The 23,120-nt window shown below is 67.1% G+C and carries 21 protein-coding genes; 12 read left to right on the forward strand and 9 right to left on the reverse strand.

Annotated features, from left to right (window positions below; genetic code table 11):
- Positions 1-56 precede the first annotated feature (56 nt).
- Both Q9246_RS21985 and Q9246_RS21990 read right to left on the reverse strand, forming a co-directional pair.
- A complete protein-coding gene (locus Q9246_RS21985; protein ID WP_306393036.1) occupies positions 57-446 on the reverse strand; it encodes a hypothetical protein in 390 nt (129 codons plus the stop codon).
- Between the two features lie 112 nt (positions 447-558).
- Positions 559-1,446, reverse strand: coding sequence for a LysR family transcriptional regulator (locus Q9246_RS21990; protein WP_306393037.1), 888 nt, complete (start codon positions 1,444-1,446; stop codon positions 559-561).
- A gap of 98 nt (positions 1,447-1,544) precedes the next feature.
- Between Q9246_RS21990 and Q9246_RS21995 the strand changes: the two genes are divergently transcribed.
- Positions 1,545-2,465, forward strand: coding sequence for a DMT family transporter (locus Q9246_RS21995; protein ID WP_306393039.1), 921 nt, complete (start codon positions 1,545-1,547; stop codon positions 2,463-2,465).
- A 116-nt stretch (positions 2,466-2,581) separates the two neighbouring features.
- The gene (locus Q9246_RS22000) at positions 2,582-4,066 is read left to right on the forward strand and encodes a S41 family peptidase (RefSeq protein WP_306393040.1); all 1,485 of its coding nucleotides are present in this window, start codon (positions 2,582-2,584) and stop codon (positions 4,064-4,066) included.
- Here Q9246_RS22000 and Q9246_RS22005 read toward each other — a convergent pair.
- Together Q9246_RS22005 and Q9246_RS22010 are read right to left on the reverse strand one after the other, a co-directional pair.
- Positions 4,017-4,715, reverse strand: coding sequence for an MOSC domain-containing protein (locus tag Q9246_RS22005; protein WP_306393041.1), 699 nt, complete (start codon positions 4,713-4,715; stop codon positions 4,017-4,019). The genes Q9246_RS22000 and Q9246_RS22005 overlap by 50 nt on opposite strands.
- 12 nt (positions 4,716-4,727) lie before the next feature.
- Positions 4,728-6,191: a M28 family peptidase gene (locus tag Q9246_RS22010; protein WP_306393042.1), complete on the reverse strand. Its 1,464-nt coding sequence runs from the start codon at positions 6,189-6,191 to the stop codon at positions 4,728-4,730.
- Positions 6,192-6,577: 386 nt separating this feature from the next.
- On the opposite strand from Q9246_RS22010, the gene Q9246_RS22015 reads away from it, so the two are divergent.
- The gene (locus Q9246_RS22015; RefSeq protein WP_306393043.1) at positions 6,578-9,133 is read left to right on the forward strand and encodes a TonB-dependent receptor plug domain-containing protein; all 2,556 of its coding nucleotides are present in this window, start codon (positions 6,578-6,580) and stop codon (positions 9,131-9,133) included.
- On the opposite strand, the gene Q9246_RS22020 is transcribed toward Q9246_RS22015, so the two are convergent.
- Positions 9,130-9,252, reverse strand: a complete 123-nt coding sequence (locus tag Q9246_RS22020) for a hypothetical protein (RefSeq protein WP_306393045.1) — start codon at positions 9,250-9,252, stop codon at positions 9,130-9,132. The two genes, Q9246_RS22015 and Q9246_RS22020, sit on opposite strands and share 4 nt — an antisense overlap.
- Before the next feature lie 27 nt (positions 9,253-9,279).
- On the opposite strand from Q9246_RS22020, the gene Q9246_RS22025 reads away from it, so the two are divergent.
- Both Q9246_RS22025 and Q9246_RS22030 read left to right on the forward strand, forming a co-directional pair.
- Entirely contained in the window at positions 9,280-10,374 is a 1,095-nt protein-coding gene (locus tag Q9246_RS22025; protein WP_306393046.1) for a sensor histidine kinase, read from the forward strand.
- The gene (locus tag Q9246_RS22030; RefSeq protein WP_306393048.1) at positions 10,371-11,171 is read left to right on the forward strand and encodes a LytR/AlgR family response regulator transcription factor; all 801 of its coding nucleotides are present in this window, start codon (positions 10,371-10,373) and stop codon (positions 11,169-11,171) included. Before Q9246_RS22025 ends, Q9246_RS22030 begins: the two co-directional genes overlap by 4 nt.
- Before the next feature lie 11 nt (positions 11,172-11,182).
- Here the strand turns inward: Q9246_RS22030 and Q9246_RS22035 are convergent, their stop codons facing one another.
- From Q9246_RS22035 to Q9246_RS22045, 3 genes are read right to left on the reverse strand one after another with little or no spacing between them, the layout of a single operon-like run.
- Entirely contained in the window at positions 11,183-11,599 is a 417-nt protein-coding gene (locus Q9246_RS22035) for a hypothetical protein (protein ID WP_306393050.1), read from the reverse strand.
- A gap of 5 nt (positions 11,600-11,604) precedes the next feature.
- Complete coding sequence (locus tag Q9246_RS22040) at positions 11,605-11,982, reverse strand: hypothetical protein (RefSeq protein ID WP_306393051.1); 378 nt, start codon at positions 11,980-11,982, stop codon at positions 11,605-11,607.
- A 9-nt stretch (positions 11,983-11,991) separates the two neighbouring features.
- Positions 11,992-12,396: a DUF6973 domain-containing protein gene (locus Q9246_RS22045; protein WP_306393053.1), complete on the reverse strand. Its 405-nt coding sequence runs from the start codon at positions 12,394-12,396 to the stop codon at positions 11,992-11,994.
- Between the two features lie 164 nt (positions 12,397-12,560).
- On the opposite strand from Q9246_RS22045, the gene Q9246_RS22050 reads away from it, so the two are divergent.
- Entirely contained in the window at positions 12,561-13,349 is a 789-nt protein-coding gene (locus tag Q9246_RS22050; protein WP_306393054.1) for a ferritin-like domain-containing protein, read from the forward strand.
- Complete coding sequence (locus tag Q9246_RS22055) at positions 13,349-15,721, forward strand: DNA polymerase II (RefSeq protein ID WP_306393056.1); 2,373 nt, start codon at positions 13,349-13,351, stop codon at positions 15,719-15,721. Before Q9246_RS22050 ends, Q9246_RS22055 begins: the two co-directional genes overlap by 1 nt.
- 154 nt (positions 15,722-15,875) lie before the next feature.
- Here the strand turns inward: Q9246_RS22055 and Q9246_RS22060 are convergent, their stop codons facing one another.
- Positions 15,876-16,322, reverse strand: a complete 447-nt coding sequence (locus Q9246_RS22060; protein ID WP_422802398.1) for an FAD-dependent oxidoreductase — start codon at positions 16,320-16,322, stop codon at positions 15,876-15,878.
- 131 nt (positions 16,323-16,453) lie between these two features.
- On the opposite strand from Q9246_RS22060, the gene Q9246_RS22065 reads away from it, so the two are divergent.
- The 5 genes from Q9246_RS22065 (at position 16,454) to Q9246_RS22085 (ending at position 23,109) form a co-directional block, all read left to right on the forward strand.
- Positions 16,454-18,232: an alkaline phosphatase D family protein gene (locus tag Q9246_RS22065; RefSeq protein ID WP_306393060.1), complete on the forward strand. Its 1,779-nt coding sequence runs from the start codon at positions 16,454-16,456 to the stop codon at positions 18,230-18,232.
- A 218-nt stretch (positions 18,233-18,450) separates the two neighbouring features.
- Complete coding sequence (locus Q9246_RS22070; protein ID WP_306393062.1) at positions 18,451-19,410, forward strand: chemotaxis protein; 960 nt, start codon at positions 18,451-18,453, stop codon at positions 19,408-19,410.
- 49 nt (positions 19,411-19,459) lie between these two features.
- Positions 19,460-20,401 carry a LysR family transcriptional regulator gene (locus tag Q9246_RS22075; RefSeq protein WP_306393063.1) on the forward strand — a complete coding sequence of 314 codons (942 nt, stop codon included), beginning with the start codon at positions 19,460-19,462 and terminating at the stop codon, positions 20,399-20,401.
- 81 nt (positions 20,402-20,482) lie between these two features.
- Positions 20,483-21,919 (forward strand): efflux transporter outer membrane subunit, encoded by a 1,437-nt coding sequence (locus tag Q9246_RS22080; RefSeq protein ID WP_306393065.1) that lies wholly within the window; start codon positions 20,483-20,485, stop codon positions 21,917-21,919.
- 17 nt (positions 21,920-21,936) lie between these two features.
- Positions 21,937-23,109: an HlyD/EmrA/EmrK family protein gene (locus Q9246_RS22085; RefSeq protein WP_306393067.1), complete on the forward strand. Its 1,173-nt coding sequence runs from the start codon at positions 21,937-21,939 to the stop codon at positions 23,107-23,109.
- Positions 23,110-23,120 lie beyond the last annotated feature (11 nt).

The following is a 23,120-nucleotide window of genomic DNA, read 5'->3' on the forward strand; positions in this document are numbered from 1 at the left end:
CCGCGCGACCGGTCACCCCGGTCGCGCGGCCTGCTCAGGCAAAACGTGCAGGACGATTACTTCGAAGCGTCCTGCATTTTCTCGCCGGCGCGCTCGACGCTGCGGCCTGCTGCGGCGGTAGCATCGCTGGCGGCTTCTTTCGCCTCGGCGGCGGCTTCACGCGACTCTTGACGCACTTCGGCGGTAGCGTTGTCGATGCGGTCGCCAGCGCGATCGGCAGCGGCGGCGGCGCGGTCGCCGGCAGCTTCGATACGGTCGCCTGCGCGCTCGGCAGCGGCGTCGGCCGCAGCCACGCCTTCACGGGTTTCTTCGGCGACGGCACGGCCGGCGTTGTCGACGGCGGCGCCAGCTTCTTGCGCTGGGCCCATATTGTCGTTCTTGTTGCAGCCGGTGGCCAGCACGGCGACCGACAGCATGATGGCGGAGAGGGCGATGGTGGATTTCATGGTGTGCTCCTTAAAATAAATGTTGTCGTTTAGCTTACACCTATTGCTAATTTTTTGACTCACGCCACGACCGCAATCGTGCGCGACAGGGGCATTACAACATTTCCAACACTCATCCGCTGTGCGCTAGATAACGTAACAACAATTCCGCGTGCGGGCTCAAAGTAGTCGGATCGGAAAAGCACACCCGAAGTTCCCGGTTGGCCCAGGTATCGTCGAGCATCACGATGCCGACCGGCAGCTCGCGCGCGAAGCGGCTGGCGGCCGCCTCGGGCAGCATGGCGATGCCCGCATCCTGGGCCACCAGCTGGGCGATGGCGTCGAAGCTCGGCGCCCGCACCCGCACCTTGAGCGGGCGGCCGCTCTGGACCGCGCGCGCCTCGATGAAATGCTGCATCGGGCGCTCGGCCGGCAGGCAGACGAAGGAGTATTCGAAGGCGTCGCGCATCCGGGTGGCGGGGCGCGCGGCCAGCGGATGGCCGGCCGGCACCAGCAGCACCAGGCGGTCGGTGCGAAACGGCAGCGAGATCACGTCGCCGGTCGCCACATTGCCGTCCAGGATGCCGATCTCGATCTCGCGCTCGCGCACCGCTTGCAGGACGTCGCGGCTGGTGCGCTCTTCTAACTGGAGGTCGACTTCGGGGTGGTCCGCCAGGAATACCCCGAGCGCGGCCGGCAGGAAGGTGCTGATCGCCACCGTGGTGCCGGCCAGGCGCACCGTGCTGCGTTGCGGGCCGCGCAGCTCGTCCACGGTGGCGCGCAACTGTTCCACCTCGCTCAGCACGCGCGCCGCGCGTTCCAGGATGAAGCGCCCGGCCGGCGTCGGCGCCATGCCGCCGGCGGAGCGCGTGAAGACGACAATGCCGCAGTCGTCCTCGAAGCCGCGCAGGCGGTTGCTGGCCGCCGACAGCGCGATCGGGAAGCGCTCGGCGGCCTTGCTCAGGCTCCCGGCGTCGGCAATCGCCAGCAACAGGCGTAGATCGGTGAGGTCGATATGCATGAGGTTTCTCGTGGCGCGAAGGCTGGGTCCAGGATTGACGCATTCTAACGCGCAGGGTTTCGCGTCAGAATAAGGACTTTCTTCAACGAGCCATGTCCATGAGTCCAACCCGGAGTCGATTGCAGCGCTGGTCGCAGGATGGCCGCCTGTATGCGGTGCTGGCCGCCACCGGCTTCAGCATGAAGGCGGTCTTCGTCAAGCTGGGCTATGCGGCGGCGCCGGTCGATGCGCTGACCCTGCTGGCCATGCGCATGGGCTTCGCGCTGCCGCTATTCCTGTGGCTGGCCTGGCTGGCGCGCGATCCCGACGCGGCCCCGCTGTCCCCCAGGGATGGCCTCCATATCGTGGTTCTCGGCTTCCTCGGCTACTACCTGTCGAGCCTGTTCGATTTCTATGGCCTGGAAACCATCACGGCCGGGCTGGAACGCCTGATCCTGTTCCTGTATCCGACCCTGGTGCTGGTGTTTCATGCCTGCCTGACGCGCCAGCGGCCGTCGCCGCGCACCTTGCAGGCGCTGGCGATCTGCTATCTAGGCCTCGGTGTCGGCTTCGTGCATGACCTGCAGGTGACCGGCTGGAGCCGCGACGTGATGGTCGGTTCAGGCTGGGTATTCGCCAGCGCCGTCACCTATGCGCTGTACTACCTCGGCACAGGGGCGCTGGTGACCCGGATCGGCTCCATGCGCCTGGCCGGGCTCGCAGGCAGCGCTTCCTGCCTGTTCGTGCTGGGGCATTACCTGGTGGCCGGCGACCCGGCGTCCTTGGCCGACCTGCCGCCCGCGGTCTGGCTCAACGGCAGCCTGATGGCCGTGGTGTCGACCGCCTTGCCGATCTACTGGCTGGCGCTGGGCATCCAGCGCATGGGGACCGCCCAGGCGGCGGCGGTGGGCAACCTGGGGCCAGTGCTGACCGTGTTTGCCTCCTGGCTGCTGCTGGGCGAGCCGCTGTCGGTGTTCCAGCTGGGTGGCCTCGCACTGGTGATCCTGGGGGTGTCGCGGCTCAAGCCGAAGTCGTCATGATCCGCTTTGTGCGACACACAAACGCGTAATCCGCACCCCTGCCGGCCGGTCGCCAGCACTCTGCCCATGATACAACTCTTGCTGCAATGCATTTGTGTTAATAGGCGCAAGGGACCATGAAAACCACCTCCACTATCAAGCCGGCGCGCATGCGGCTGGCTGTCGGCTTTTGCAGCCTGTACGCTGCTGCCGCCTCCGCGGCGGCTCCACCGCATCCCTGGGCAGCGATGGCGCAGTCCGACGCCGACTTTGTCACCCACTGGCTTGAACGCCAGTCCATCACGGCGGTCTACCCTGACCAGCAGGCATTTGCGGCGCAGCTGACCGCGGCCAGGCGTGTGTTCGATGCCGAATCGGCGCGCGTCAGCAACTACGCCGGCTATCGCCACGCGCTCCTGCGTTTCGTCGGCTCGCTGCAGGACGTGCACCTGCGCTTGAATTTCACCTTGCTGCCTGCGACCTGGCAGTGGCCCGGTTTCCAGCTCGTCTATCGCGGCGGACGCTATCTCGCGGTCTCCAGCCAGGGTAGCGCGCACGCCGGTCAGGAGGTGACCCATTGCGACGGGAAGCCGCTGGCCGACTGGGTCAACCAGGCCGCGACCTACGAGCAGATCGTTCCCGGACTGGAGTCGAGCGGGAACTGGGCCGCGCCCCTGGTGCTGCGGGACGGCGGCAGTCCCTTCATCCCGCGACCGCGCAGTTGCACCATCGGCGGCAGGGACGTGGTGCTCGACTGGCAACCGGTAGCGGCCAGCAGATTCGCGGCGGACCGCAGCGCCGCGACCGTGTTCCGCGACCGGGTCGCGGCCGCTACGCCGTTCGGCGCCGACGGGGCCTGGGTACGGATGGGTTTCTTCGCGCCGCAAACGCAGGCCGAGGGCAAGGCCTTCAGGCAGCTGATCGCCGAAGCGCCAGCCTTGCGCGACAAGTCGGTGCTCGTCATCGACGTGCGCGGCAATGGGGGCGGTTCCTACGAATGGTTCATGGGTTTCCTGCGCGCGCTGTATGGCAAGGATTATGCCGACGCCCACGCGCGGTCGCGCCTCGGGATTGCGCACGTCATGCGGACAACGCCCGAGATTCTCGCGTATTTCAAGAGCGATAGCGCGGCCGAGGTCGATGCGCTGGCGCCGCCTGCCGACGGCACGCCGTTCGATCCCGACTATGCGAAGTACCAGCACGCGCTGGAGTCGGGCCAGACGGTATTCGTCAGCCCGAAGAACGCGCGCGCAGTGCCGCTGCCGAAGGGATCGCCGGTCAACCCGGTGAAAGCCAGGGTGCTGCTGCTGACCGACTACAACTGCGGCAGCGCCTGCATCGTGTTCGTCGATGAAATGAAGCGTTTCCCGGGTGTCGAGCAGATCGGCGTCGAGACCGGGATCGATTCGCGCACCGGCACCAGTTTCCCGGCGCCGCTACCGAGCGGGAATGGCATGATCGAGGTTCCCGTCGTGACCCGCGACGGGCGCGAACGCGGCGACAACATCCCGCACCGCCCGCACCGGCTGTTTACCGGGAATATCACCGACACGGCGGCGGTCCAGGCGTGGATCAGGGACGAGATTCTGGGCTCGACGAGTCCACCGCACGCGAGTCCGTGACAGTGAACAGATCTGCACCGGCCCAGCGAGGTCGCGAAGAAGGGCTGCGCGCCGCGATGGCCTTCTGCGCATAGTCGGGCCCCAGCGCGCGCAATAGGCGCGGAAAGGCGCGGCAGTAGGTCGACTGGATGCCGGCAAGGCGGGCCAGTTGCGCGTAGTCGATCACGGCACCGGCCGGGACGGCATCGAGTACCTGGGCGACGCGCTGGCGCCAGTCGTCGGACCAGGCGAAGAAGTGCTGCCCAAGGTCGCGCACCGCGTCGCCGGGGTGAATGACGCCGCCTTCGAGAACGCGCGCCAGCATTCCGCGCCGCGCGCCGACCCGCGCCGCCAGCCGCGCGCCATGCAGGTCGAGCCGGCCGCAGGCTTCGCAGGCGAACATCAGCAACACGCTTGCCTCGGCCCCGATCCGGAGCACGGTCCCGGAAGGCAGGCGCTCGACGTCATTCTCGACCAGCAGGTTCTCGCGCAGCGCCTGCGGCGGCAGGGCAAGGGCGGCGTAGCTGGCGCTGGAGGCCAGCAGCAGCTGGCGTGGCGACAGCGGATCGAGGTGGCGGTCGCCTTCAGCGCCGCCCTCCACCAGCCGCATGCTCTCGACCCTTAGCGGCGCGGGCGCACCGGGTGGCCGGATCGACAGGGCGGCAATCACCGATCTATCGGCTCAGGGCGCGGCATGCAGCTTGCCCGCCGCTTCGCGATACTTGGCGGCGTTCGGCACGTCGGTCCATGCCGGCTTGGCGGTGTCGTCGGCGATATCCCGCAGCGCGACGGCGATCATGCGGTTGACGCGGACCATATTGTCGTAGTCGATCTTGTCCCAGGTGTCGTCCTTGCCGTGGTAGTCGGGAAAGCCGAAGGCGACCGCCAGGGTGTGGGCCGGCACGCCGGCATCGGCCAGGGCCTGGTTGTCGCTGCGCGCAAAATAACGGTCGCTATTGGTCGGGTGCTTCCAGAAGCGGATGCCAGTGCGTTCGGCGGCGCGCTGCATCGTGGTGCCCACGGTCGAGTAATCGAAGCCGGTCATGGTCGCCGAGCCCACTTGCGGGCCTTCGCTGTCGTCGGTGCGGCCGAGCTGCTCCAGGTTCAGGTTCATCACGGTGTCCTTCAGCGGGAACACCGGATTCTTCGCGTAATAGCGCGAGCCGAGCAGGCCCAGTTCTTCGCCGAACAGGGCGACGAACACGATGCTGCGGCGCGGACGCTCCTTCTGGGCCGCCATCGCAGACGCGATCTCGATCACCGACACCGTGCCGCTGCCGTCGTCATTGGCGCCATTGAAGATTTCGCCGTCGCGGATGCCCAGGTGGTCGTAGTGGGCGCTGAGCATGACGTAGGTGTTCTTGAGCTGAGGGTCGGAGCCGCGCAGCACGCCGATCACATTGCGCAGCTTGACCGGGCTGACCGTCGGCGCCACCACCCTGGCCGCCACGCTCGCGCCGCCCTGTTCCAGGCTGGCGGCGATGTCGGCTGCATGCAGCAGCAGCACCGGCGGGCCGCTCCTGGCCACCGGCCGGCTCGGGTCGATCAGCCAGCCACCCTGGGTGCGGCCGTGGCGGCGCTCGCGGTCGATCATCACGACCAGCGCCGGCCTGCTCTGCAGCTTCGATTGCAGCACGCCGGCCGCCCCGGGAATCGCCGCGGCCGGCACCACCAGCACCTTGCCGTCGGCCGCGCTCTTGTCGTCCAGTGCCTGCTGCCACTGCATGAACACGGCCGGCGTCTTCGCCACGTTCACCGGATCGACGAAATTGGCCGACGCCCCGCCCAGCGGCACCTCGACGGTCTTGCCGGCGGCTGTCACCGTGATGGCGATGTCGTTCTCGCCGCGCCTGGCGTATTGCCAGTTGGCGGTCTGGTAGTAGCCGTCGTCGCCCGCCGCTTCGAGGCCGGCCCGGCGGAACTGGGCCGCGATGTACTCGGCGGCCAGGTCGACGCCGCGCGAGGGCGTGCCACGGCCTTCGAGCAGGTCGGACGACAGGAAGGACAGGTGGCCGCGCAGCGAATCGGCCGAGATGTGCGCGGTGAGCGCATCGTGGGCACCGGCGCGTGGCGCTTCGGGCTGGACCGCGCAGCCGGCGAGGGCCAGGCTGACGCTGAGGGAGAGGGCGGAGACAAGGTGACGCATGCGAAGACTTCCTCGGTGTGAAGAAAATTGCAATATGACATGTGCGGCAACCGCGGTCAATCGCCTGCTGCGGACGGCGTTTACATGGCGATTCGCATAAGCTTGTATTTATTTATTCGTTTGGCATAGCATTTCTGGCAGGTATTATGCGTCTTCCACAGGATTTCAACGATTATTCAGTCATGACACATTCGCAGCACCGCACCCCACGTACCCGCACGGCGCACATGCCGCGCATGGTCGGCGCGTGCTGTCGAATGCCGCGCACCTGAACGCCTGATCCATACCGCCGTCTTCCGCACCCGTCCACCGAGGACGGGGCAGGGAGCGCACGCCCGCGGCAGCGCGCCAGCACTGCCCGTGGCACGACCACCACCAGGAATACCATGCACAAACCACTCGCTATCGTCGTGGCGCTTGCCGCCGCATTCTCGCAGCACGCCGCCGCCCAGGACATCGAAAAAGTCGTCGTCACCGGCTCCAATATCCGCACTACCCAGAAAGAGGGCGCCAGCGCCGTCCAGGTCATCTCGGCCAAGGAGCTGGCCGCCACCGGCAAGGCCAGCATCGCCGACGTGATCCGCTCGATTTCGGCCAACAGCGGCAACAGCTACAACGAACAGTACACCGGCAGCTTCTCGGCCGGCACCGCCGGCCTGTCGCTGCGCGGCCTGGGCCAGAAGAACACGCTGATCCTGGTGAACGGCAAGCGCGTCAGCCCCTACGCCACCGCCCAGAACCTGCAGGAAGTCTTCGTCGACCTGAACAGCCTGCCGATGGCGGCGGTGCAGCGGATCGAGGTGCTCAAGGACGGCGCCTCGTCGGTCTACGGCTCGGACGCCGTGGCCGGCGTGGTCAACATCATCCTTTATAAAGAGTTCAAGGGTACCGAGATCAGTGCCCAGTACGGCAGCTCGACCGAGGGCACCGGCCAGAAGGACAAGAGCGTGACCCTGCAGACCGGCGTCGGTTCGCTGGTCGAGGATGGCTACAGCATCGTGTTCTCGGCCGACGCGCAGTGGCGCGACAAACTGCAGCAGGACCAGGTGGGCTGGATGGCGGGCAGCGACTTCCGCGACAATCCGAGCGGCACGCTGGCCTGGGTGCCGACCAACTACGTCAACAACGATCCGACCCAGTGGCTGGGCGGAGTCCAGGGTCCTTTGGCCGTCCAGCCCTATGGCCAGATCACGCCTGGCCGTACTGGCAATGTGCTGGCCTACAACCCGGCCGAATACAAGACCCTGATCCCGGGCATCCAGCGCGCCCACGCCTCGCTGCGCGGCACCGTCAAGCTGGGCCAGGACCACGAGGCGTATGCCGAAGTACTGTACGGCCGCTCGCGCGCCGACCAGGCCTTCAGCGCGCCGCTGACCGTCGGCACCGGCCTGCGCGCATGGAACGACGCCACCCAGCAGCTGGACGACATCCGTGTCGTGCTGCCAGTCGGTCATCCGAACAATCGCGGCACGACGCCGCTCCCGTTCAACGCCACCCTGTTCGACCTGGGTCCGCGCATGAAGCAGGGCCGTGTAGAATTCTTCCGTTTCCTGACCGGCGTGAAGGGCTACGTCGGCGGCTGGGAATACGATGCCTCGGTTGGCCACTCGGGCAGCGAACTAAAAGAGACGGTGCAGAACTTCGTCAACCGCTATGAATTCGAGAAGGTACTGGCGGACGGCAGCTATGACTTCATCAACCAGGCCAATAACAGCGAAGCGGTGCGGGACCGCCTGCGCCTGTCGACCCTGCGTCCGGCCGAATCCAAGCTGACCACGGTGGACCTGAGCGCCACCCGCGAGCTTGCCCAATTACCGGCCGGCGCGCTCGGTTTCGCAGTCGGCGCCCAGTGGCGCCGCGAAGAGATGGATTCGCAAACCTCCATCGCGGTGCTGTCGGGCACCGAGCTGCGCCCGGCGATCAATATCATCGACGGCAAGCGCGACGTGGCCGCGCTGTTCGCCGAGCTGAACGTGCCGTTGCTGCAAGACCTGAACCTGAACCTGGCCGGCCGCGGCGACCGATACGACGATTTCGGCAGCGCCTTCTCGCCCAAGGCCAGCCTGCGCTGGCAGGCGGCGCCCTGGCTGCTGGTGCGCGGCACCGTGTCGCGCGGTTTCCGCGCGCCGTCGCTGCCCGAGATCACCAACTCGACCTCGGTCAGCTACGGCAACGTGGTCGACCCGCGCGATCCGATCTCGCCGACCCAGGCGCGCGGCATCACCAACCTGACGATCGCGAACCCCGACCTGTCGCCGGAGCGCTCGACCAATGCCAACTTCGGCATCGTGATCGCGCCGAACAGCCGCACCAGCCTGGGCCTGGACTTCTACCGCATCCGCACCAAGGGCGTGATCGGCACCGAGTCGGCCGACAACATCATCGCCAACGAGGCGACCAGCCCGGACAAGATCGTGCGCGACGCCCAGGGACGCATCCTGACCCTGTACCGCCAGTACGCCAACCAGGGCAATCGCTCGGTCTCCGGCTTCGACATCGACCTGCGCCACGTGCAGCCGCTTGCGGCCTACGGCAAGCTGACGCTCAATGCGCAACTGAGCCGGGTGCTGTCCTTCGAACAGCCGCTGGCCGTGGGCCTGCCCCTGACCGAGGGCGCCGGCAACAACTATTTTGGCTCGATTCCGAAATGGCGCGGTGTGACCGGCCTGACCTGGGACATCCAGGACTGGACCAATACGCTGGTCTGGAACTACATCGACGGCTACGACCAGACCACCCGGCAGGGCGAGCGCGTGAAACCGTATGGAACCTTCGACCTGAACCTGGCGTACCGGGCGAGCGAGGCGGCGACGGTCAGCTTCATCGTGCATAACCTGGGCGACAAGCGGCCGTCGTGGGATTCGTCGACCGCCTTCTTCGACTTCACCCAGGGCGATCCGCGCGGGCGCGTGGCGTCGGTGAAGGTCAATTACCGGTTCTAAGGAAGGCGCCGGGGCGCAGCGGCTTCGGTCGAACCGGCGGCCGCTTCGCGCCATTCTTTCTTCGATTCGTCGCACCCCGGCTTGCCGCCGGTGCGACTGCTGGGCACAATGGCTTCCATCTTGTCGATCCATGAAGGCCAGCCAGCATGTCGAGTCTTACGCTTCCCATCCTTCCCCGGCGCCTGTCGCGCCCGCGCCGCCTGCTGGCGGACCTGCCGCTGTCGATCGGCATCAGCGCGCTGCTGGCGGCCTTCATCAGCCTCGTTTCCGGCCAGTTCCTCGAGAACCTGCTGGTCTCGATCCTGATCGGCTGTATCTCCTTCACCCTGGTCAATGGCGGACGCCTGCTGTTCTGGGACCGGCCGAACTGGGGCGTGCGCGAATGGGCGCCGTTCATGGCGCTGGCGGTGGTCGCGTCCCCGGTGGCGCACTTCTTCGGGCTGCACCTTGCCGGCCTGCTGCTGGACATCCGCACGCCGACCCTGGCCGAGTACCCGACCGTGGAACGCATCAGCATGGTCCTGTTCACCCTGCTGGGGACGACCCTGATGGTGGTGCTTGTCATGAACCGCGAGCGGGTGCGCCGTATCGAGGACGAGCATGCCCAGGCCCGGCTGCGCGCCGAGATCATCGAGCGCCAGGCCTTGCAGTCGCAATTGCGGCTGCTGCAGGCCCAGATCGAACCGCATATGCTGTTCAACACGCTGGCCAACCTGCAGGGCCTGATCGCCATCGATCCGGACCGCGCCAGCGAGATGCTGGACCAGCTGATCCAGTACCTGCGCGCCACCCTGAGCGTCTCGCGCTCCGAGACCACGACGCTGGAGCAGGAATTCGCCGCGATGCAGGCCTACCTGGGCCTGATGGGCGTGCGCATGGGCGAGCGGCTGGCCTATCGCCTCGAGCTGCCGCCGGAATTGCGCACCGCGCGCCTGCCCACGATGCTGCTGCAGCCGCTGGTGGAAAACGCCATCGTGCACGGCCTGGAGCCCAAGGTCGACGGCGGCGAGGTGGTGGTGACCGCCATCGCTCGCGGCGACAGCCTCGAGATCGAGGTGCGCGACAGCGGACTCGGGCTGGGTCAGCTGCCACCGCGCCGCGGCGGCAGTGGGGTCGGCGTATCGACCACCCGCGAGCGGCTGGATGTACTGTACGGCGAACGCGCCGCGATCACCCTCACGCCAGCCGAACCGCAAGGTACGCTGGCCCGACTGACTCTTCCATTGGAGACCACCGCATGACCCGCGCTCTGATTGCAGAAGACGAACCGATCCTCGCCGCCACCCTGGCCAAGACCTTGCAGGGCCTGTGGCCAGAGCTGGAGATCGTGGCCACGGCGCCCAATGGGCTGGCGGCGGTGGAGCAGGGCCTGGCGTTGCGTCCGGAGATCCTGTTCCTCGATATCCGCATGCCGGGCCAGACCGGGCTGGAGGCGGCCGAGGAGCTGGCCGAGCGCTGGGAAGGACCGCATCCGTTCCCGCACATCGTGTTCGTGACGGCGTTCGACGATTATGCGGTCGAGGCTTTCGAGCGGGCGGCGGTCGATTATGTGCTCAAGCCGGTGAGCGCGGGACGGCTCGGCAAGACCGTGGAGCGCCTGCGCGCGCTGGTGGACGCGCCCAGCGCACCGGTCGCCGGCGCGCCCTGTGCGGATACGCTCGGCCAGTTGCTGGGCCAGCTCCAGGCGCTGTTGCCGACCACGGCGGCGCCCGAGCGCTTGACCATGGTGCGCGCGGCGGTCGGCAATGTCGTGCGCATGATTCCGGTGGCCGACGTCGTGTTCTTCCAGGCGGTCGACAAGTATGTGAACGTGGTGACGGCGGACAGCGAGGCGCTGATTCGGGTGCCGCTGAAGGACTTGTTGCCGCAGCTCGATCCGGAGCAGTTCAGGCAGGTCAGCCGCAGCATGGTGGTCAATATGGCGTGCGTGGCGAGTGCCGGGCGGGACGATCTAGGCAAGGTGACCCTGAATTTGCGTGGGAGGACGGACAAGCCGCGGGTCAGTCCGGTGTATGCGCATTTGTTCAGGCAGATGTAGTACGGCGCGGGCTACTCGACGTCAGGGAAAAAGAAGACGCTATCGATCTCCCCGTCATACTTGTCCGCCTCGAGTACCAATAGATAATCCGGGCCATACATGCTGCTCACCGTATCCGGGCCAACCACATAGGCTAGATTCGTATCATAGTCGTAGTAACTGGTCTGGGGTCCGAGAAGCGCCTCGATGTCCTTCCGCTTGAAACCCGAGACATCGTACTGCTCGAGAAATGACGCGGTCATCTCGGCTCGCTGAATTTGAGAGGCATTTGCCCAGGCCTGCACACTGAATTCGCGTGTCCCGAGCTTTCGTGCCTGGCGTTCGACTGAGTACCACCAGCTATATGCGAGCGTCAGCAGCGTAGCGAGGGCTGCCAGGATCAGATACGCCAGGAACCGATGCTTGAGTAGCTGCCTGTGTGCTTGCATAGCATCTACTTGACCTCGGGGACAAATTGTACCCGTTCGATCCGGCCATTATTCTTGTTCGCTTCAAACGCCCACAGATAACCTTTTCCGTGAATACTGCTGACTGTGTCTGGTCCGACGAAATAGGCTGGGTTATTGTCGTAGTAATAATACCCGGTAGAGGGCCCCAGGATTTTCTCGACCTGGCGCCGGTCCAGCGTTGTTGCGTCATATTGCCGCAAAAATGACGCAGTCATTTGGCCCCGTTCTATCCGCGTTGCCGCAGCCCACGCCTCTGGCGAGAACTCACGTTGCCCCAGCTTCGTTGCCTGTTCGAGGACCGCATCCTGCGAACACGCAGAGAGGACAAGCGACACTGACAGTGCAGCGAGAATGTAGTGCATACCAGTATCCTAACGTTCGATAACCTTGAGACGGCCAGAGCGGAGTGCTTCCATGCATCGCAAGATCAGTATCTGATTTGGACCCCCGTAACGACCAATGTTCAGACCGACAGCGTTATTGTGCAAATCCATCGCTTTTTCGTCTGGAGGATTATCCGGAAATGCCTCATGCGCGTTCGTGTATCGCAACGCGCTGGCATACTCGATGTCTCGCGCAAGAAGCGCGGACCAAAAACAGTGCCGGAATGCGTCGCCTGGCGTATTGCGCCGATCCCCGGGAAATCGGGGCTCGCTTTCGAGTAAGGCGCGTTGGGAGGCCCGCTTGATGACCGCAATCTGTTCGGGGAAAATAGCAAGATGAATTTTCTCACTCGCCGTCAGTTTTTGGAACGAATCCGAATACGTCGTCGTCATGAGGGTCCTCTCGATAACAGGCGCTCAGAGTATTTCATAGCTCTGCGCCGGCGCTCTTGGTCATGCTCAAGGGGAGCGCGTTCCGGGATCGGCTGATCAATCCGGGGGCGTCAGCGAACTCCGAATTGAGTAAAATGCCACCTTTCGCCCAACCAGATCACACGATGGAACTCCGCGCCGCCGCGCTGCACGCGCTGCTCGAAACCGATCCCGCCACCAAGGCCCAGGCCGTCGCCGCGCTGGCCGCTGCCGTCAAGGTGGGGAGCGTGCGCATCGACACCGAGGCCGCCATCGAAGCCCCTCCCGGCATCCCCGGCCGCCCGGCGCGCCCCGAACTGGTCCCGCCGCTGCAGGTCGGCCGCCGCTCGATGGCCACCCCGGAAGGCCGCGCCATGCTGGTCCACGCCCTGGCCCACATCGAGTTCAACGCCATCAACCTGGCGCTCGACGCGCTGTGGCGTTTCAAGGGTATGCCGGCGCAGTTTTACCTCGACTGGCTGCGCGTGGCCGACGAAGAGGCGCTGCACTTCACGCTGCTGAGCGCGCACCTGGCGACGCTGGGCCATGCCTACGGCGATTTCCCTGGCCATGACAGCCTGTGGGAGATGGTCGCCAAGACCAGCGACGACGTGATGGCGCGCATGGCCCTGGTGCCGCGCACGCTGGAGGCGCGCGGGCTGGATGCGATTCCGCCGCTGCGCAAGAAGATCGCCCAGGCCGGCGATCTGGCAGCGGCGCTGATCCTCGACCGCCTGCTGGTGGACGAAGTAGGGCATGTCGAGATCGGCAACCGCTGGTACTTCAGCCTGTGCGCGGAGCGCGGCCTGGAGCCGATCGCCACCTATGACGCGCTCACTGCGCGCTACAAGGCGCCAGTCCTGAAAGGCCCATTCAATATCGAAGGCCGGCGCCAGGCCGGCTTCACCGAGGCCGAGCTGCAGCGTTACCGCTGATGGAGACGGGCTTCCTCCTGACGCGCCACTGGCGCGATACCGCCGCCGGTTGCGAAGTCGAGTTCTGGCTCGCCACCGATGCCGGGCCGCGCCGCCTGCGCCTGCCCGTCCAGACACCGGTTGCCTTCATCCCGGAAGAGCAGCGCGCCACGGTCGAACAGCTCCTGCATGATGAGCGCGGATGGGAGCTGCGTCCGCTCGACCTGCTCGACTTTCGCCACCGGCCGGTGGCCGGCCTGTATTGCCGCAAGTACCGCCAGCTGCTGCGTATCGAAAAGAGCCTGCGCCAACATGGCCTGGACATGTTCGAGGGCGACGTGCGCCCGCCCGAGCGCTATCTGATGGAGCGCTTCATCACCGCGCCGGTGAGCTTCGCCGGCACGCCGGTCGATGGCGATCCGCTGCTGCTGGTCGACGCCGTCCTCAAGCCTGCCCCAGGCTACCGGCCAAAAATCCGTACCGTATCGCTCGACATCGAGACCACCTTCCAGGGCGAGCTTCGCTCGATCGCGCTCGAGGGTTGCGGCCAGCGCCAGGTCTACATGCTCGGCCCGCCGAACGGCGCCGGTGGCGAACGCACGCCTGCCTACAACCTGGATCTCGAATACTGCGACACCCGGCTGGCGCTGCTAGACCGGCTGGAAGAATGGTTCATCCGGCACGACCCGGACGCGATCATCGGCTGGAACCTGATCCAGTTCGACATGCGCGTGCTGCAGAAGCACGCCGAGCGCTACAACCGCCCGCTGCGCCTGGGCCGCGACGGCAGCGCCATCGAGTGGCGCGAGCATGGCGGCAAGCAGGAACACTACTTCATCTGCATCGCCGGCCGACTGGTAATCGACGGCATCGACGCCCTGCATTCCGCCACCTGGAGCTTCCCGTCGTTCAGCCTCGAGAACGTGTCGCGCACCCTGCTGGGCGAAGGCAAGGCGATCGACAATCCGCACGACCGCATGGCCGAGATCGACCGCATGTTCGCCGAGGACAAGCCGGCGCTGGCCTGGTACAACCTCAAGGACTGCGAACTGGTCACCCGCATCTTCGACAAGACCAAGCTGATGGACTTCCTGCTGGAGCGCGCCAGCGTGACCGGGCTGGCGGCCGACCGCAGCGGCGGTTCGGTGGCGGCTTTCGAGCACCTGTACATGCCGCTGCTGCACCGCAAGAAGCGGGTGGCGCCGAATATCGGCGACGTCGAGGGCGCCGACAGCCCCGGCGGCTTCGTGATGGATTCGCGCTCCGGCCTGTACGACTCGGTGCTGGTGCTCGACTACAAAAGCCTGTATCCCTCGATCATCCGCACCTTCCTGATCGATCCGCTGGGACTGGTCGAGGGCTTGCGCGAGCCGGAGGAAACCACGGTGCCGGGCTACCGCGGCGGGCGCTTCTCGCGCACGCAGCACTGCCTGCCGGGCATCGTGACCCAGGTCTGGGCCGGCCGCGAGGCGGCGAAAAAGGATGGCAACGCGCCGCTGTCGCAGGCGCTGAAGATCATCATGAACGCCTTCTACGGCGTGCTCGGCACCACCGGCTGCCGCTTCTTCGATCCGCGCCTGGCCTCGTCGATCACGATGCGCGGCCACGACATCATGCACCGCACGCGCGAACTGATCGAGGAGCAGGGCTACCAGGTGATCTATGGCGACACCGATTCGACCTTCGTCTGGCTGGGACGCGAGCACGCCGAATCCGACGCGCGCCGCATCGGCCGGGCGCTGGTCGAGCATGTCAACGGCTGGTGGCGCGACCATCTGCAGGCGGAGCTGGGCATCGCGAGCGCGCTCGAACTGGAATACGACGTGCATTTCCGGCGCTTCCTGATGCCCACCGTGCGCGGCTCGGACGAAGGCAGCAAGAAGCGCTACGCCGGCCTGGCCGCGACGGCCGACGGCGGCGAAGAGATGGTCTATAAAGGCCTGGAGACGGTGCGCACCGACTGGACGCCGCTGGCGCAAGCCTTCCAGCAGGGCCTCTACGAACGCATCTTCAAGGGCCAGCCCTACGAGGATTACGTGCGCGAGCTGGTCGCGCGCATGCTGGGCGGCGAGTGCGACGAAGAGCTCATCTACCGCAAGCGTCTGCGCCGGCCGCTCGAGGAATACCAGCGCAACGTGCCGCCGCACGTGCGCGCCGCGCGCATGGCGGACGAACACCACCTGCGCCAGGGCCGCCCCGCGCTCTACCGCAAGGGGGGCTGGATCCGCTATGTGATGACCCTGAACGGCCCCGAGCCGATGGAAGCGCGCCACGCCGCCATCGACTACGAACACTACCTCACGCGCCAGCTCGAACCCATCGCCGACGCCATCCTCCCCTTCCTGGGCGACAGCTTCGCCAGGCTCACCAGCCCGCAGCAGACGCTGTTCTAGCCAGCAGCCCAGGCACGCCGCACGCAGCGCCGCGGCGCCGCAATACTGCGGTGCATGAGGTAGCGGCTGCCCGGCATGCGCAGGGCGCCGGCGAACAACAGGTCGCGCCACAGGCCCTGGCCATCGGCCTGGAAGCAGGGCGTCAGGGCCCGGCTCAGGGCCTGCAGGCGCGCACCGTGCGCAGCCGGCTCTTCGAATAGCGAGCCAGTCCCTCGACCGGACCGGCGGCCTGCACGCAGGCGGCCAGCGCCAGCGCGTCCTGCACCGCCAGCGTCGTGCCGAGCCCCAGCTGCGGGCTCATGGCATGGGCGGCGTCGCCGACGATGCAGACCGGGCCCGCCGCCAGCCGCGCCGGGCGCGCGTGGTGGTAGCTGGCAAAAGCGAGCTGCTCATGCGCGTGGATGCGCTCGACCACCGGCTGCGCGGCGGGCCAGAGCGCCGCCACGCCCTGTGGCTGGATCAGCACGCCGGCGCCGAGCGTGGCCAGCGACGGGTGTTTCTCGAACACGTCGACCGCATGCCCTGCGCGGGCAAAGGCGATCGCCGTGGCCAGGCCGGCGGTGCCGGCGCCGACGATGCCGATCCGGTGGCGGGTCAGGATCCAGCTCGCATATCTAGCCTCGTGGAAACTTTTTAAAGGGTAGTATAACGCGACGCATGACTTGTCGTTCGGTCACGCGTTGGAAACATCGGCTCGCTAGACTGCCGGCACGTTTGCAACCGGAGACCAATGTGGACCGTCGTGGCTTTTTACGTAGTAGCGCCTATTTCACCGTGGCCGGCGCGGGCAGCCTGCTCGCCGCCTGTGGCGGCTCGGATGACACCCCGCCGCTGGGCAGCTTCACCTTCCCGCTGGGCGTGGCCAGCGGCGACCCGAAAGAGGGCAGCATCGTGTTCTGGACCCGCTGCGCGCCCCGGACCGGCAACCAGGAAGTCGAGCTGCGCCTGGAGGTCGCGCTCGACGCCGCCTTCACCCAGGTTGCCGGCGTGGTCGAGCTGAAGGCGCTGGCGGCCTACGATCATACGGTCCGCGCCAAGCTGACCGGCCTGGCCCCGGCCACGCGCCATTACTACCGCTTCCGCGCCGGCGCCGACCTGAGCCCGGTAGGCCAGGCCAGGACCGCGCCGGCCGCCGCCAGCACGCCGGCGCAGATGCGCTTTGCCTGGATGACCTGCCAGGACTGGAGCATCAACCACTGGGCCGCGATGGGCATGATGGCCAGCGAAGAACTGGATTTCATCGTGCACCTGGGCGACTACGTCTACGAGACCGTCGGCGCCGACTTCCAGACCGGTCGCGCCGAGCCTGCGCACGGCCGGATCAACCTGCCGGATGGCGTCACCCTGGCCGGCGGCGGACGCTACGCCAATACCCTGGCCGACTACCGCACCCTGTACCGCACCTACCGCGGCGATGCGCGCCTGCAGGCGCTGCACCCCAAGTGCCCGATGATCGTGATCTGGGACGACCACGAATTCTCGGACGACTGCTGGCAAGACCATCAAACCTACGACAACGCCAACCGGCAGCAGACCTCGCGCCGTCGCAACGCGACCCAGGCCTGGGCCGAATACATGCCGGTGGACTGGGGCGACGTGTCGTTCGACCTGGACAAGGCCGGCTACGACAATATCCGCATCTACCGGGATTTCCGCTTCGGCACCCTGATGCACCTGGTGATGACCGACCAGCGCCTGTACCGCGACGACCACGTGGTCAACGAGGCCGCCTACGCACAGATGCTGCAGGGCGATCCAGTCGCCGGCGACGACTCGATCGGTTCGCGCTACTTCGTGCCGCAGCCGCTGCTGGCCCAGTTCGAGGCCGGCGCCAGGGCCGCGCTTGGCCGCAACCCGGGCCTGTTGGGCGCAACCCAGACGCAGTGGTGGAAGGACACCATGAAGGCGTCCAACGCCACCTGGAAGGTGTGGGGCAACGAAGTCACCCTGAACCGCATGTGGATGGACATGCGGACCCTGGCCCCGGCCCCGTTCAACAACCTGTACATCGTCAATGCCGACGGCTGGGACGGATTCCCTTCCTACCGCGCCGAGATGCTGGGGCACCTGGCCAGCAATAATGTAAAGAACGTGGTGGCGATCACCGGCGACCTGCACGCCTTCCAGTGCGGCGTGGTCTATGACAACAACGATCCGGCCAGTGGCCGCCCAGTGGCGGTGGACTTCGTCAGCGCCGGCATCAGCAGCTCCTCGTTCTACCAGTACCTGCGCGCCGGCGCCGGCGGCACGCCGCTGGCGCCGCTGGTGGCCACGCCGCAGGGTTTCGACCAGGTGCTGCGGATGAACAATCCGGCCTTCGCCTACGCCGACCACGATGCCCAGGGCTTTGCGGTGGCGACCGTGACGCCGGCGTCGTTCAGTGTCGTGTTCACCAAGGTCAAGCCCCTGGACAGCGCGGGCGCCGCGCCATCGGCGCCGCTCGCCAAGCGCACCCGCATCACGCTGGCCAGCGGTTTGACCACCCCGCGCGTCGAAGACAATATCGCCTGAGCAGCACGATCTCGCCGCGGTGCGCCTGCACTGCGGCGCAATTGTTTGCGATCGGCGTATATTCCACTTGCGGGAGGATGTAACGATTCGTGGTTTTTTTGCACCGACACCATCAAATTCACCGCTGCTTGCGCCTTGTATTGACCCAAGGACGAACGGCGCGTCTACAATGACTTCCGCAATGGTTTCCGTGCAGCACTATTAATCCAGGATGGAACATGAAATCGGTACAACAAGAAGTCGACGAACGCAGCAACCTGACCGGCACCAACAAATTCGAGCTGCTGCTGTTCCGCCTGGGCGGCGACGAGCAGGGCAACCATAACGAACTGTTCGGCATCAACGTGTTCAAGATCCGCGAGATCGTCGCCATGCCCGAGATCACGGCGGTGGCCGGCGCGCCGCAGCACGTGCTGGGCGTGGTCAACCTGCGCGGCCAGATCATCCAGGTGCTCGACCTGCCGGGCATCACCGGCGTCAAGCCCAAGACCGGCCTGAACATCATGCTGGTGACCGAGTTCGCGCGCACCACCCAGGCCTTCGCGGTCGAGAGCGTCGAGGAGATCGTGCGCCTCGACTGGAGCCAGGTCATGACCGCCGAGCACAGCGCCGGCAGCGGCATGGTGACCAGCATCGCCCGCCTGCCGGAATACGACGGCCAGCCGGCGCGCCTGGCGCAGGTGCTTGACGTGGAAACCATCCTGCGCAACCTGAACCCGACCCACGAGCGCGAGAACATGGAACAGGCGGTGGGCGCCAAGATCGCCATCAAGCCGGGCGCCGTGATCCTGGCGGCCGACGATTCGGTGGTGGCGCGCGCGCTGATCGAGCAGGGCCTGGACGCCATGGGCCTGCCGTTCATCATGACCAAGAGCGGCAAGGAGTGCTGGGACCAATTGGGCGCGATCGCCGCCGCGGCCGAAGCCGAAGGCCGCACCGTGTACGACCGCGTGGCGATGGTGCTGACCGACCTCGAGATGCCCGAGATGGACGGCTTCACGCTCACCCGCAACATCAAGTCGAGCAACCGTTTCGGCCAGCTGCCGGTCGTGATCCATTCCTCGCTGTCGGGCACCACCAACGAGGAACACGTCAAGAACGTGCGCGCCGACGCCTACGTGGCCAAGTTCTCGGCCGAAGACCTGTCGCGCACCCTGCGCAAGGTGCTGGGAGGCTGAGTGTTCCCGGGGCGTCACGCCGCGCATGTCACGATGTTATGATGCGGCCGTGATCCCCGAACTCTCCCAACTGCGCATCCTCGACAGCCTGCTGCGCGAAGGCAGCCTGACCCGCACCGCCGAGCTGCTCGGCATGACCCAGCCCACCGTCAGCCGCGCGCTGGCCAGGCTGCGGCGCCATTTCGGCGACCCGTTGTTCGTGCGCTCGGGCCAGCGCATGCAGGCCACCGCGCGCGCGCTCGAACTGGCCGGCCCGGTCGCGGCGGTGCTCGACGCCGCCCGTCAACTCGATAGCGGCCCGGCCGTGTTCGATCCGCTGGCGGCCACCCGGTCCTTTGGCCTGTACATGGTCGACGGCGCGGTGGTGAACATCCTGCCGCAACTGCTCGACGGCCTGGCGCGGATGGACAACGGCGCGACCGGCCTGCAGCTGCGCAGCGTCCATATCGACCCCGGCTCGCTCGAAGCGCAGCTCGAGCGCGGCCACGTCGATCTCGCCATTGGCCGCTATCCTGGCCTGGTCAACAATATCCGCCAGCGCAAGCTGTGGGACGACGACTACGCCTGCCTGATGCGGCCCTCGCATCCCTGCGCCGGTCGGCTCGACCGCGAGGCTTATATCACCCATCGCCACGTGCTGATCGAGATGGAGCACACCAGCCAGCACAACGTCGCCATCACCCGCAAGCTGGAGACGCTGCTCGAACCCACCCGCATCCTGTGCCATGTGCCGAGCTTTACCTCGGCCGCCCACATCGCGCTGCACACCGACGCCATCGCCACCATTCCGCGCCGCCTGGCGCGGCCGCTCGCGCGCGACCTCGGGCTGGTGCTGGCGCCGGCGCCGATCGAGCTGCCGTCGCTGCAACTGTCGCTCTACTGGCACGAGCGCAGCCACCGCGACCCGGCCAACCGCTGGCTGCGCGAATTCGTGCTCGCCACGCTGGCCGGCACGCCGGATGCATCCGCCGGTCATGCGGATTCTGCATGATGTGCATGGCAGTGACCGCATGGCCTAAATAACTCAGAGCAACTATGCTTCGGCTATTCCGATTTTTTGCCGAGGCATTTCATGCTTTCTTCTACTGCCGCGCCGCGTGTGGCGCTGCTGTCGGCGCTGTTGTCTACACTTCTATTGCTGGCCGGTTGCGTCTCGATGGGACCGCAGCCGCAGCGAGCCAGCCTGAACCTTGGTGCAGCCCCGAATTCATCGCGCGCTATTGATTCGTTGACAAGCGAGGCCGCCGCTTGGCCCGCGCAGGACTGGTGGCGCGCCTACGGCGACCCCCAGTTGGACCGGCTGGTGGAAGGCGCCCGCGCGGCCAGCCCGACTGTCGCCGGCGCGCTCGCCCGGGTGCGCCAGGCGGCCGCGCTCGAAGGCTTGGCGGCATCGGCGCTGGCGCCGCAGGCCAATGCCTCGGTGCGTACCACGCGCCAGCGCTACAGCGAGAACGGCAGCGTGCCCAAGCCGCTGGCGGGCAGCTGGCAATGGGTGAACGATGCCGGCGTCAGCCTGGGCTATGAGCTCGATTTTTGGGGCAAGAACCAGGCCGCCGTGACGGCCGCCGCCGGCCGCGTCAATGCGCGCCAGGCCGAAGCGGAAGCCGCCAGCCTCGCGGTATCCACTGCCGTGGTGCAGGCCTACCTGCGGCTGGACCACCTGTACGCGCAGCGCGACCTGGCCGAGCAGGAGCTGCGCCAGCGCAGCCGCATCCTGGAGCTGGTGCAGCAGCGTGTCTCCGCCCAGCTCGACAGCAAGGCGGAATTGAAGCAGGCCGAGATCGGCGTGCCGGCCGCGCGCGGCCAGATCGCGGCGCTCGACGAAGCGCTGGCGCTGACCCGCGGCCAGATCGTGGCGTTGGCCGGCCAGGGCCAGGATGGCGCCGCCGACATCGCCCGCCCGCGGCTGCACCTCGCGCGGCCGGCCGGCGCGCCGGCCGACATACCCGCCGCCTTGCTCGGCCGGCGCCCGGAGCTGGTAGCGCTGCGCTGGCAGGTGGAAGCGGCCAGCGGCGAGATCGACGTCGCCAGGGCGCAGTTCTACCCGACCGTGAACCTCACCGTCTCGGGTGGCCTGGCCAGCCTGGGTTTCGACCGCCTGCTGCAGGGCGGCAGCCGCAGCTTCGCGGCTGGCCCGCTGGTAACCCTGCCGCTGCTCGACGGCGGCCGGCTGCGCAGCAACCTGGGCGCGCGCAACGCCGAATTCGACATCGCGGTGGAAAGCTACAACGCGGCCGTGGTCGAGGCGCTGCGCGACGTGACGGCGCAACTGACGTCGCTGCGCTGGCTGGACGAGCGGGCGCGCGAGCAGGAACAGGCGCTGGGCGCCGCCGAGCAGGCCTATGAGCTGGCCGAACAGCGCTACCGCGCGGGGCTCGGCAACTTCGTGCAGGTCCTGATCGCCGAAACGCAGGTCGTGGCCCAGCGCCGCGGCCAGGCCGAGCTGGATGCCCGCGCCTATGAACTGGACGTCAACCTGGTGCGCGCCCTCGGCGGCGGCTACCACTGAGAAGGTCGAAAGAACCCATGGAACCCAAGAATACGCACACCATTCCCCAGGGCCGCCGCAAGTTGGCGTTCGGCCTGAGCGCCGCCGTGCTGGCAGTCGCCGGCGGCATCGCCTGGTCCTCGCCCGAGGTACTGGGCATCGGCTGGAACAGCCAGCACACCGAAGACGCCTATGTCGAGGGCAACCTGGTGCAGGTGACGCCGCAGGTGGCCGGCACCGTCACGCGCATCGCGGCCGACAACACCGATTTCGTGCGTCCAGGCGAGGTGCTGGTGCAGCTGAACGAGGTCGATGCGCGCCTGGCCCAGGACCGGGCCGAGGCGGCGCTGGCCAAGTCGGCGCGCCAGGTGCGGGCCCAGTTCGCCGGCGTCGAGCAGTTGCGGGCGACGGTCGCCCAGCGCGAGGCCGACCTGGGCAAGGCGGGCAGCGACCTCGAACGGCGGCGCAAGCTGGCCGACACCGGCGCCGTCTCGGGCGAGGACATCCGCCACGCCGAGGACGCGGTGGCCGCCGCGCGCGCCGCGCTCACCGCCGCGCGCCAGCAGGCCGGCGCTGCGCTGGCCTTGGTGGATGGCACCACGGTCGAGAGCCATCCCGACGTCCAGGCCGCGATCGCCCAGCTGCGCGACGCTTCGCTCGGCCTGGCCCGTACCACGCTGGCGGCGCCGGTAGGCGGCATCGTGGCCCGCCGCAATGTGCAGATCGGCCAGCGCGTGGCCCAGGGCATGCCGCTGATGGCGATCGTGCCGCTGGATCAGATGTGGGTTACGGCCAACTTGAAAGAGACCCAGTTGAAGGACGTGCGCATCGGCCAGCCGGTGGCGGTCACCGCCGACGTGTACGGCAGCGATGTCGTCTTCCATGGCCGCGTGGTCGGCCAGGAAGCCGGCACCGGCAGCGCCTTCGCGGCGGTGCCGGCCCAGAACGCGACTGGTAACTGGATCAAGGTGGTGCAGCGGGTGCCGGTGCGCATCGCGCTGGATCCGAAGGACCTGGCGCGCCATCCGCTGCGCCTGGGTCTGTCGATGAAGGTGGCGATCGATACCAGCAGCAAGGCGGGCTTGAGCCTGATGCAGGCTGGCGCCGTGCGCCAGCAATACAAGACCGTCGTGTTCGAGACCGAGTCGCATGGCGCCGACGAGGCGATCCGGCGCGCGCTCGGCAGCCCGGGCGCGGTGGCGGCGCGTTGATGGAAAGGGCA

It is taken from the genome of Telluria beijingensis, from assembly GCF_030770395.1.
In the GTDB taxonomy this organism is placed as follows: Bacteria; Pseudomonadota; Gammaproteobacteria; order Burkholderiales; family Burkholderiaceae_D; genus Telluria; species Telluria beijingensis.

Excerpts from the sequence above, each read along its gene's own strand:
- Q9246_RS21985 (WP_306393036.1), bottom strand. The coding sequence starts at position 446 with ATGAAATCCACCATCGCCCTCTCCGCCATCATGCTGTCGGTCGCCGTG.
- Q9246_RS21990 (WP_306393037.1), bottom strand. The coding sequence starts at position 1,446 with ATGCATATCGACCTCACCGATCTACGCCTGTTGCTGGCGATTGCCGAC.
- Q9246_RS21995 (WP_306393039.1), top strand. The coding sequence starts at position 1,545 with ATGAGTCCAACCCGGAGTCGATTGCAGCGCTGGTCGCAGGATGGCCGC.
- Q9246_RS22000 (WP_306393040.1), top strand. The coding sequence starts at position 2,582 with ATGAAAACCACCTCCACTATCAAGCCGGCGCGCATGCGGCTGGCTGTC.
- Q9246_RS22010 (WP_306393042.1), bottom strand. The coding sequence starts at position 6,191 with ATGCGTCACCTTGTCTCCGCCCTCTCCCTCAGCGTCAGCCTGGCCCTC.
- Q9246_RS22015 (WP_306393043.1), top strand. The coding sequence starts at position 6,578 with ATGCACAAACCACTCGCTATCGTCGTGGCGCTTGCCGCCGCATTCTCG.
- Q9246_RS22020 (WP_306393045.1), bottom strand. The coding sequence starts at position 9,252 with ATGGAAGCCATTGTGCCCAGCAGTCGCACCGGCGGCAAGCCGGGGTGC.
- Q9246_RS22025 (WP_306393046.1), top strand. The coding sequence starts at position 9,280 with ATGTCGAGTCTTACGCTTCCCATCCTTCCCCGGCGCCTGTCGCGCCCG.
- Q9246_RS22030 (WP_306393048.1), top strand. The coding sequence starts at position 10,371 with ATGACCCGCGCTCTGATTGCAGAAGACGAACCGATCCTCGCCGCCACC.
- Q9246_RS22035 (WP_306393050.1), bottom strand. The coding sequence starts at position 11,599 with ATGCAAGCACACAGGCAGCTACTCAAGCATCGGTTCCTGGCGTATCTG.
- Q9246_RS22040 (WP_306393051.1), bottom strand. The coding sequence starts at position 11,982 with ATGCACTACATTCTCGCTGCACTGTCAGTGTCGCTTGTCCTCTCTGCG.
- Q9246_RS22045 (WP_306393053.1), bottom strand. The coding sequence starts at position 12,396 with ATGACGACGACGTATTCGGATTCGTTCCAAAAACTGACGGCGAGTGAG.
- Q9246_RS22050 (WP_306393054.1), top strand. The coding sequence starts at position 12,561 with ATGGAACTCCGCGCCGCCGCGCTGCACGCGCTGCTCGAAACCGATCCC.
- Q9246_RS22055 (WP_306393056.1), top strand. The coding sequence starts at position 13,349 with ATGGAGACGGGCTTCCTCCTGACGCGCCACTGGCGCGATACCGCCGCC.
- Q9246_RS22070 (WP_306393062.1), top strand. The coding sequence starts at position 18,451 with ATGAAATCGGTACAACAAGAAGTCGACGAACGCAGCAACCTGACCGGC.
- Q9246_RS22080 (WP_306393065.1), top strand. The coding sequence starts at position 20,483 with ATGCTTTCTTCTACTGCCGCGCCGCGTGTGGCGCTGCTGTCGGCGCTG.
- Q9246_RS22085 (WP_306393067.1), top strand. The coding sequence starts at position 21,937 with ATGGAACCCAAGAATACGCACACCATTCCCCAGGGCCGCCGCAAGTTG.